At 35.8% G+C, this 9,667-nt stretch carries 10 protein-coding genes; 3 read left to right on the top strand and 7 right to left on the bottom strand.

All coding sequences use genetic code 11. The features are described from left to right. The 3 genes from WFK35_RS16675 to WFK35_RS16665 all read left to right on the top strand — a co-directional run. Positions 1–193: hypothetical protein (locus WFK35_RS16675; RefSeq protein WP_336733527.1), on the top strand; the 193-nt coding region annotated here is incomplete at its 5' end. A 91-nt stretch (positions 194–284) separates the two neighbouring features. After that, on the top strand, positions 285–1,406 hold the full coding sequence (locus tag WFK35_RS16670; protein WP_336733526.1) for a lactonase family protein: 1,122 nt from the start codon (positions 285–287) through the stop codon (positions 1,404–1,406). Positions 1,407–1,457: 51 nt separating this feature from the next. Beyond that, complete coding sequence (locus tag WFK35_RS16665; protein WP_336733525.1) at positions 1,458–2,330, top strand: hypothetical protein; 873 nt, start codon at positions 1,458–1,460, stop codon at positions 2,328–2,330. Positions 2,331–2,341: 11 nt separating this feature from the next. Here WFK35_RS16665 and WFK35_RS16660 read toward each other — a convergent pair whose 3' ends face one another. From WFK35_RS16660 to WFK35_RS16630, 7 genes are all read right to left on the bottom strand, one after another. Beyond that, positions 2,342–2,971, bottom strand: a complete 630-nt coding sequence (locus tag WFK35_RS16660; RefSeq protein WP_336733524.1) for a peptide deformylase — start codon at positions 2,969–2,971, stop codon at positions 2,342–2,344. A gap of 226 nt (positions 2,972–3,197) precedes the next feature. Then, positions 3,198–4,070 (bottom strand): ChaN family lipoprotein, encoded by an 873-nt coding sequence (locus WFK35_RS16655; RefSeq protein WP_336733523.1) that lies wholly within the window; start codon positions 4,068–4,070, stop codon positions 3,198–3,200. Positions 4,071–5,398: 1,328 nt separating this feature from the next. After that, positions 5,399–6,427 (bottom strand): hemin-degrading factor, encoded by a 1,029-nt coding sequence (locus WFK35_RS16650; RefSeq protein WP_336733522.1) that lies wholly within the window; start codon positions 6,425–6,427, stop codon positions 5,399–5,401. 4 nt (positions 6,428–6,431) lie between these two features. After that, positions 6,432–7,082, bottom strand: coding sequence for a class I SAM-dependent methyltransferase (locus WFK35_RS16645; protein ID WP_336733521.1), 651 nt, complete (start codon positions 7,080–7,082; stop codon positions 6,432–6,434). A gap of 1 nt (position 7,083) precedes the next feature. Then, a complete protein-coding gene (locus WFK35_RS16640) occupies positions 7,084–7,854 on the bottom strand; it encodes a heme ABC transporter ATP-binding protein (protein WP_336733520.1) in 771 nt (256 codons plus the stop codon). Then, a complete protein-coding gene (locus WFK35_RS16635) occupies positions 7,851–8,894 on the bottom strand; it encodes a FecCD family ABC transporter permease (RefSeq protein ID WP_235131223.1) in 1,044 nt (347 codons plus the stop codon). The genes WFK35_RS16640 and WFK35_RS16635 overlap by 4 nt, the downstream gene beginning before the upstream one ends. Next, on the bottom strand, positions 8,878–9,667 hold a 790-nt coding region (locus WFK35_RS16630; protein ID WP_336733519.1), incomplete at its 5' end, for a heme/hemin ABC transporter substrate-binding protein. The genes WFK35_RS16630 and WFK35_RS16635, both read right to left, overlap by 17 nt.

Here is a 9,667-nt window from a genome sequence, read left to right as displayed (position 1 = left end):
TTTTTTTTTTCAAGGAAAAGGCGGCAATAGGAATTTTATGCTTTTAATGGAGTTTCAGCTTTGTTTTTTCCGGTTTTTTAACCCAAAAAACTTACCAAAAAGCTTTTTTGGATTTAATCAAGGTTTTTCAAAAATTGCCCAAAGAAAAAAAATCTTTATTTTTTTTAACTTATGTGCTCTTTTTTCCATTTAAGTATTAAACTTAAACTACTAAAGTGTTACAATCTTTTACATCTTTTTCGGTAAAAAAGTTTAAACAGAAATTCATTAAAAACAATAATCATTTGAAAAAACTTTTCACCTTATTCATCACAATTCTTAGCTGTCTTCAGTTGTATGCTCAACATACGTATGTTTTTTTCGGTTCATTTAACTGGGAAATAGAAACGGAGGGAATTTATGTGTATGAATTGAACACGCAAAACGGAAAATTATCAAAAATTGCTTCTGTTTCGGGGATTTCAAATCCGTCTTTTCTAGCTTTGTCGCCGGATGGAAAATATCTTTTTGCGTGTACGGAAAGCAAAACAAAGAACGGCGGAAGTGTAAGCAGTTTTGAATTTAATCCCGATAAAAAGACTTTACAGTTCATCAGTAAACAAAGCAGCGGTGGTGAAAATCCGGTTTATCTTACGGTTCATCCAAGCGGAAAATGGCTCGTTAACGGAAATTATACGGAAGGAAGCATTTCTGTTTACCCGATTTCAGGTAACGGAACTCTTGAACCTTTTGTGCAGAATATACAATTTTCGGAAGGAAGTGTAAATTCCGACAGACAGGATCGTGCGCACATCCACTCCACCGTTTTTTCTCCGGATTCTAATTATCTATTTCTGCCTGATCTCGGAGCGGATAAAATTCGCGCTTATCGTTTTAACAATGAAAAAAATACACCTTTGCAGGAAGCTGAAATTCCTTTTGTAAAAACAACTTTGGGAGCCGGACCGAGACATTTTACTTTTCATCCGAATGGAAAATTCGCGTACTGTATTGAAGAAATGGGCGGTGCAGTCAGTGTTTATGCTTACGAAAACGGAAAACTGAAACCGCTTCAGAGGATTTTTACCCATCCTGAAACCTGTAAAGGAGATTTTGAAAGTTCTGATGTTCATATTTCGCCGGACGGAAAGTTTTTGTACGCTTCCAATAGAGGAAAAGAAAATAATATTGCTATTTTTTCGATTCAGGACGATGGAAGTCTGAAAACAATCGGTTATCAGTCTGTAAAAGGAAAACATCCGAGAACATTTAATCTCGATCCAAGCGGACAATTTTTAATCACCGCCAATACGGCAACGAATAATGTTACGGTTTTTAAAAGAAATCCTGAAACCGGTTTGCTGAAAAAAGCCGGAAGAAAAATTAAGATCAGAAATGTTTCGAATGTGCAGATCAGAAGATATTGATCATAACAAAAAAACTCTGTAAATTTAGATAACAACAAAATTTAAAAACTAATGAACCAGAATAACTTTTACATTCAATATCATAATGCTGATAAACTGAGATGTTTTCCAACTGAAAAGACAGATTTTAATTCTTTAATCTCAGAAATTACTCTTAATGATGATATAAAAGAACATGATTCTTGGATTTATACCAAAAAGAAGACAGCTAAAAAAGCAACTAATGGAATTTGTTTTCTAATTGTAGGAAAAACTGAAAATAAAATTAAAAATTATTATTTATGGAGTTGCTTTAAAATCGAAGATTATGAAGAAAATTTAGACAAAATAATTGTTATAGGAACAGGTCAAGATTTAAAAAAACCAATTTTGCTCAATAATTTTCCTGATTTTGTAAGCTTCAAAAAATTTTGCGGAAATTTTGGAATCGGATTTCAAAATATTACTAACAATGATTTCTCGCTAAAATTATTTTCATACGTCGAGGACAACAAAGGAATTTTTTCTCAAGTCAATCAGAAGATATCTCTTTATAAAGAAATTAGAGAATTAAACAATAAAATGCTTTTTATTAATCCAGAAAGAAAAGTACATGAAATTGATAAAATATTACGAAAAGATAAAAAAATAGTAGAATTATTAAAAAAACTTGTTGATTATAAGTGTCAATTTCCAGAATGTAATTCAACTATTCCTACCGAAAAAGGCGTGAATTATGTTGAAGTTGCTCATATAAAACCGGTTTTTAAAGGAGGGAAAAGTATTTTAGGAAACTTAATTGTTTTTTGTCCTAATCATCACAAAGAATTTGATTTGGGAATAAAAGAAATTCTGGAGGATAATACAGAAACAATTTCAGGAATTTTAAATGGTAAAAATTTTAAAATCGATTTACATAAAAATTATACTTATAAGATAGAATAATATCAGTAAAATTACCTCATCCCTGAATCGCTCTTCTTAAAAGCATCTACTTTCTGATAAGAATCGTTTTTCTCTTTTTCTTTTTTGTCTGAAATTAAAATTCCGAAAAGATGATCGATTTCGTGCTGGAAAATAACGGCTGTAAAACCTTCCACAATTTCTGAATATTTCTGACCTTTTAAATCGACATATTCAAGCTGAATGACTTTGCTTCGGTAAAACTGATCTCTGAAATCGGGAATCGAAAGATCGCCTTCGGGACCTAAATTCTGTAATTCTGATCTCCAGACAATGACAGGATTGATAAAATATTCCAACGGTGCGCCTTTTTTATCAAAACGCTGAACCCAGATTACTTTTCTGTTGATTCCAACCTGTGGTGCGGCAATTCCCACTCCGCCATCGGTGGAAAGCAAAGATTCTTTCATTCTACCGACTAAAACTGCCGTGTTTTTATCCAACGGATCGATTTCTGCAGAAAGGTTTAATAATGTTTTGTGCTGATTTTCGTCTGTGGTCTGATAAATCGGCAACGCAGAATTTTTATCTCCCTGATTAATAATGGAAATTTCGCTTGGTGTCAGTTTTTGAGCGTTCATCAAACCGATGAAAAGGATGAAAAGAAGGGATATTTTTTTCATTTTTCTGAATGTTTTGCAAAGATAAATATTGCAGGCTAAGTTTTGTATTTTTTGGTTAAAACCCAATTAATTTTTTGGTAAAAAGCAATGAAAAATATGCAGACTTCATTGTCTTTTAAACGAATCATTGTCATTCTGACGAAGGAAGAATCTGTTTAAATTCTCACACACTTTAATCTAAATGAAAACATAGCTTTTTACTTTTAACTTTTTACCTGGCTCTTTCTCAATACGTTTTCGTCATATCACTGGGAATGATCAGATTAAAATCGGTGGGAATGTAATCTTTCTCAGGAACTTTTAATTCAGGATCATCCGATTCAAAAACAGAAATGACCGCCATTTTCAGGTTCGGATTCTTTTGTTGAATGTACCAGTAAATCCCGCCAAATTCTTTGCTGTGATAGTTTCCGTTGTAATGAATGAATGTTTTTCCGGATTGCAGATTCTTTAAAATAGATTCCGCCATAGTCGCGTCCTTTATTGCCTGAGCGGAAATAAAATTCATCACTTTGGTTCCGTCTGCGTGATCGCCCATCATCGCTTTCATTTCAGGATAACCCGGTGTTTCAAGCGTTACTTTTATGGGAAGTTGTGCGATATAGTTTTTTTCTTTTTCAGATAAATTATTCAGAGATTCCAGACCTTCTTTGGCGGTTTGGGAAGCGTATTTTCTGGGAATATTGGTTGCGATGAAGTTTAGTTTTTTTGCTTTGGCAAAATCAACCAAAGGTTTATAATCGGTCGTGAAATTATTCCAGAGTCTTGCGGAATCTTTCAGTGTTTTCGCGTCTATTTTCCCGTTGAGATATTGATTCAGTTGCGGCTGATTGTCTCTTTCGAACATTTCAGCACCTAAAATAAGCTGTCCGTTTTTCTGAGCATATAACCCTTCCGTCACTTTAAGCTGTAACCAATGGTTGATGGAGTTGTTATGATTTTCACCAAAGAAAACCACGTCGTAATCAGCCAGTTGTCTGATGAGTTTTTCGGGCTTTACTGATTTTCCTTTTTTGTCGTAAAACTGATAGGCTTTAAATTGCTGTGCCTGAAATGAACAGAAAACAGTAAGAAAAAAGGCAGTGAAAAGGTTTTTCATTTTAATTTTGTTTTTTAAACACGAATGGCTTTACAAATATCACGATATAATTTTAATTTTCTGTTGTTTTTTTTAAACACGAATGTCACAAATGGTTTCACGAATGACACAATGTAATGTTGTTTATTTTTATCACGCAAGGATCGCTAAGTTTTGTTTTTAACTTATTGAGGATATTTTTCGTTCGCAAAGGCACTTCGTTCAGCAAATGATAGAACGAGCCACTCAGCTAAAACATTGCCAAATGTAATCATAAAACGTTTGCTTAATAACAGATGAAATCTGAATAACTTTGCTTACTTTAAAATATTTATCTTAAAATATCTACTTTGCGTTAAAATTTTCAGAGTGAATACAATTGAAAAAATTTTATTTAATTTTCTGTTGTTTTTTTAAACACAAATGACACAATGTAACGTTGATTTATTTTTAGCGCGCAAGGATCGCTAAGTTTTGTTTTTAGCTTATTGAGCATATTTTTTCGTTCGCAAGGGCACTTCGTTCAGCAAATGATAAAACGAGCCACTCAGCTAAGACATTGCCAAATGCAATCATAAAACGTTCGCTTAATAACAGATGAAATCTGAATAACTTTGCTTACTTTAAAATATTTACCTTAAAATATCTACTTTGCGTTAAAATTTTAAGAGGGAATGCAATTGAAAAAATTTTATTTAATTTCCTGTTGTTTTTTAAGCACAAATAATACAATGTAACGTTGATTTATTTTTATAACGCAAGGATCGCTAAGTTTTGTTTTTAGCTTACTGAGGATATTTTTCGTTCGCAAAGGCGTTTCACTCAGCAAATGATAGAACGAACCACTCAGCTAAGACATTACCAAATGTAATCATAAAACGTTCGCTTAATAACAGATGAAATCTGAATAACTTCGCTTACTTTAAAATATTTACCTTAAAATATCTACTTTGCGTTAAAATTTTAAGAGTGAATGCAATTGAAAAAATTTTATTTAATTTTCTGTTGTTTTTTTAAACACGAATGACACAATGTAACGTTGATTTGTTTTTACCACGCAAGGATCACTAAGTTTTGTTTTTAGTTTATTGAGGATATTTTTCGTTCGCAAAGGTACTTCGACAAGCTCAGTATAAACTATTCACTCAGCTATGGCTAGTTCTATCATTTGCTGAACGAAGTGCCTTTGCGAACAAAAAAATATGCTCAATTAAGTCAAAAAGACTTCGCGTTCTTCGCGTTAAATATCGTATCATTTGTGAAAAGCATTCGTGCCATTTGCGTTTAAATTAAAAAAAGCCGCCTGTAAAAAACAAAACGGCTTAAAGAAACTATCTAACTATTTCAATTTATTTTTCAAGATCTGCAACGAGGTCTTTCCATTCCTGTAATTCCGGGATTCCGGGTTTTCTTTTTCCGAAAAACTGAACGATAAAATCGCCTTCTTTATTGAAAACTTCAATGGCGGTCACTTCTCCGTCTTCCGTGGGTTTTTTCACAATCCATGCTTCCGCAATTTTGGTTACGTCCAGATGCAGATTGAAATCGGGATCCATCACGTTGAACCATTGCTGATGCCAAAGTGTTTTTTTCACATTTCCCGTATGAATCTGGATGATTCCTCTGTTTCCGACAAAAATCATGATCGGAAGTTCTTTTTCCGATGCGTCTTCCAGTACATTTACGACTTTTGAGCTTTCAATTTTCTTTGCAAAACCTTCCGGAGCCAGTCTCAACGCCTGCGTTCTGCTCACTCCGAATTTTCGGGTCATCATAAAGAAATCGTGGGTATCTTTCAGATTTGTCCATGCTTTCTGGAAGCCTTCTACATCAATTTCCGCATCCGGTTTTTCTTCTGCTTTCAGAGCTGCTTTTTCAAAATCGAAAGATCCGTTCTGCTCTTCTGCTTTATATTTTTCTGCCATTTCATCGAAAGCCGCTTCGTTACTTTCTTTGGTAAGGTAAATTTTATGCAGCGCCAATCCGTCTTTTCCGAAAAACTGAAGGCTTTTTTTATCTCCTTCCACCACTGCGAAAGCAAATTTCCAGTGATTCAGGAAAATTCTTAAATCAATATCTTCTCCCACGAAAAGCTGTGCATGAGGACTGCTGAAATCGCCGTTCAGATACACTCCTTTTCTTTCGTGAACGCACTCTTCGTTGCGTGTAAGCGCCATTACTTTTCCTAACTGCTCCACTTCTGCTAAAATATTCTGAAACTCCGGCTTCAGAACCGTTACGCCTTCTCCTACGCTGGTTGCCAACAGTTCTGCTTCGCTTACTCCCAGTTCTGCTGCGGCATTTCGGATTCTCAGATGCGGATTTTCAGCTTTAAGAGCTTCCCATTTTTCCTTCAGATCGTTTACTAATGTGCTCATTTATTTATTTTTTAATGGTTAAAATTGTATAATTTCTTGTGATGGTTTCTTCTCCGGTTTTGCTTTTTACTTCTTCCTGCCGTTCGGAAATTTTCATTCTTTTAAAATAACTTTTGGAAACGGTTTCCTCCATTTCATCGGTATTGTACAACGTAAAACCGAATTGCGTAAAAGGGAGTTTTTCCATGAAATCCCGCTGTCCGAAAGTGAGAACAAATGTTCCATTGTCTTTCAGAACTCTGTAAATTTCATTGAGAAAATCTGTTGGTTTTTCCCAGAAATAAACGGTGTTTACGGTAAATATTTTATCGAATGTTTTGTCTTCAAAAGGCTGTTCTGTTCCTTCATACAGCATAAATTCAGCCTGATTTTCAAAATCTTTATTCAGTTTTATGGCTTCGTGATGCATGGTTTCCGAAATATCAATTCCGGTATATTTTACATCTATAGCTTTATTTAAAATATTTCTGACATGCCCTGCATTTCCATGACCGATTTCCAGAATGTGCTCATTGTCTTCTATTAAAAGGGTCTGTATGCTTTCCAACGTCATTCCGATGTTGGTTTCATTCATCATTTCGCCGATCTCGATTCCTTTTTCTCCTTGAGGATGGGCGAGATTCTGTGCTAATATTTTCAGTTTTTCTGTATCCATATTATCCAAAAATAATCATTGGGTGCGAAGTTACCGGATGATTGCAGATCGTACACGGAAAATTGTAGGCTTCCCGGATATTTTCAGCGGTGAAAACCTCTTCCGGAGTTCCGTACGCAGTAACTTTTCCTGATTTCATTAATAAAACTTTATCGGCATATTGTGCGGCAAGATTGAGATCATGAAGAACAACAATCGCAGAATTGGCTTTTTTGGTGAAATTTTTAATGATTTCCAATGCTTTGTACTGATGTTTAATGTCTAAATTATTTAAAGGTTCATCTAAAAAAACAAGTTTGTGGGCAATTTCGTTCTGAAGCTGCGCAAAAACCCTCGAAAGATGAACGCGCTGTTTTTCGCCTCCCGATAAAGTGTTGTATTCTCTTTCTTTTAAATGCAGAATATCCGTTTCATTCATCATCCGGTTTGTCGATTCATGATCTTCTGTTTTGGGCTGTGCATCGAAATACGGATAACGTCCCATCATCACGACCTCATTTACTTCCAGCGGAATATCGTTGCTGTTGTGCTGTGAAAATTTGGCTTTGTGTTTTGAAAGCTCTTTCACATTCCAGTCGTTGATATGCCTGTTTTTAAATACAATCTGCTGTTCAGATTTAATTTCATTGGCAAGAATACTCAGAAGGCTCGATTTTCCTGCTCCGTTTGGACCTACAATTGCCAGAAATTCGCCATATTCCAGATGAACGTCCACCGAATCCAAAATATGAAAGGTTTTATGCTGATAACTGATCTGATGCGCTTTTATCATAACAGTGATTTTTTAAATTTAACTAAAATCGCAATGAAAACCGGACCTCCCATTAAGGCGGTTAAAATCCCGATCGGAAGTTCCGAAGGTTCCACAATACTTCTGCTGAAAGTATCTGCCGTTAATAATAAAATGCTTCCGCACACCGCTGATAACGGTAAAATAACAGCATAGTCTGATTTAAACAAAAATCTTAAAATATATGGAACGATAAGCCCGACAAAACCAATGGTTCCCGAAAATGCCACACAGCTTCCCACCATTAAAGCCGTAATAAGGATGATCTGCTTTTTTAATCTTTCTACATTAATTCCCAAATGCTGTGCATCTTTTTCGCCTAACATCATTGCATTCAACGCTTTGCCTTTTGGCAGTAAAACCGTGTACGAAATAACCAGAACGATTCCCAAAATAATATTCTTCGTCCATGTTGCAGCAGCTAAACTTCCTAAATTCCAGAACGTTAAATCTCTCAATTGGTCGTCTTTTGAGATGTAAATCAGGAAACCTGTAATCGAAAATCCGATCGCTGTAATGGCAACTCCCGATAATAACATCATTACGACATTAGTTTTACCGCCGCTGGTTGAAATTCTGTACACCAGAAGCATGGAAATAAAAGATCCGATAAAAGCAGCAATCCCCACCAATGAAAACTGTACAGCTTCAGGAAGAAATTCTCTGAAATATCCTCCCAAAACGATGGTAATGGCTGCAAGCAGGGTTGCGCCGGAAGTGAGCCCGATTAAATCTCCCGTTGCCAGAGGATTTCTGAACAATCCCTGCAAACCTGTTCCGGAAACCGCCAACATACTTCCAATAAGGATCGCCATCACAATTCTGGCTGCTCTTACATCCCATACAACATATTTATCACTCATTGAGAGCGACTGATCTCCGTTCATTATTTTTTGTAAAACAGTGAATGCAGACTGACCTCCGAAATCGTAAACTCCGGTGTTAAGCGACCCTACTGCAATGATGCAAAGCAATACGGTGCTTATGATGATGTAAACGGATAATTTACCTGGTGCTTTCAATCAGAAGTTGGTTTAATTCTACTGCTGCCTGTCCTAATCTTGGTCCGAAACCGGAAACAAGACCGCCGTCCATGGCAATAATTTTTTTATTTTTTCCGGCATTGGTTTGGGAAACTCCCGGCATTTTTAATGCTCCTTCGTTTCCTCCCGCTCCCTGCAATCCGCTTGTGAAGAAGAATAATACATCGGGATTTGCTTTTACAACGGCTTCCGGCGTTAAAGGTTTGAAATCTTCAAAATCATTAACGGCATTTTGTCCGCCTGCAATTTCAATTAAAGAAGACATCGGTGTATTTTTTCCTGAAACCATGAGCATATTTCCTCTTGCGTAGATGAACAGGATTTTCGGTTTTTTGGCAATCGGCTGAATCTGTTTCAGATCGGCATCAATTTTATCATTCAGTTTCTGATAATCTGTATTTCCGACTGCTTTTGCTACTTCGGCGATCAGTTTTTTAGTTCCATCAACGGTAAATTCCTGTTTAAAAATTTCTGTTTTGATGCCGGAAGATTTAATTTTCCCCATCAGTTCAGGATTGATGTCTTTATCGGAAGCCAAAATTAAGGTGGGAGAAACTGCCATAATCGGTTCGATGGTCATTGATCTTACGTGTCCCAGATCTTTAGCTGTCGATTTAAGAGATTCGGGAAAAGTACTTGTCACGTCGGTTCCCACGATTTCTTTTTCGTGACCTAAAGCGGCTACAATTTCGGTGATTCCGCCATTCAGCGTTACGATTTTATGAGCTGATTTGGGAGCTTCAGAGCTTTGT

It is taken from the genome of Chryseobacterium sp. VD8 (assembly GCF_037149975.1).
Taxonomy (GTDB): Bacteria; Bacteroidota; Bacteroidia; order Flavobacteriales; family Weeksellaceae; genus Chryseobacterium; species Chryseobacterium indicum.
Note: the sequence above shows the minus strand (reverse complement) of the source record. Positions and strands in the feature narration are given on the sequence as shown.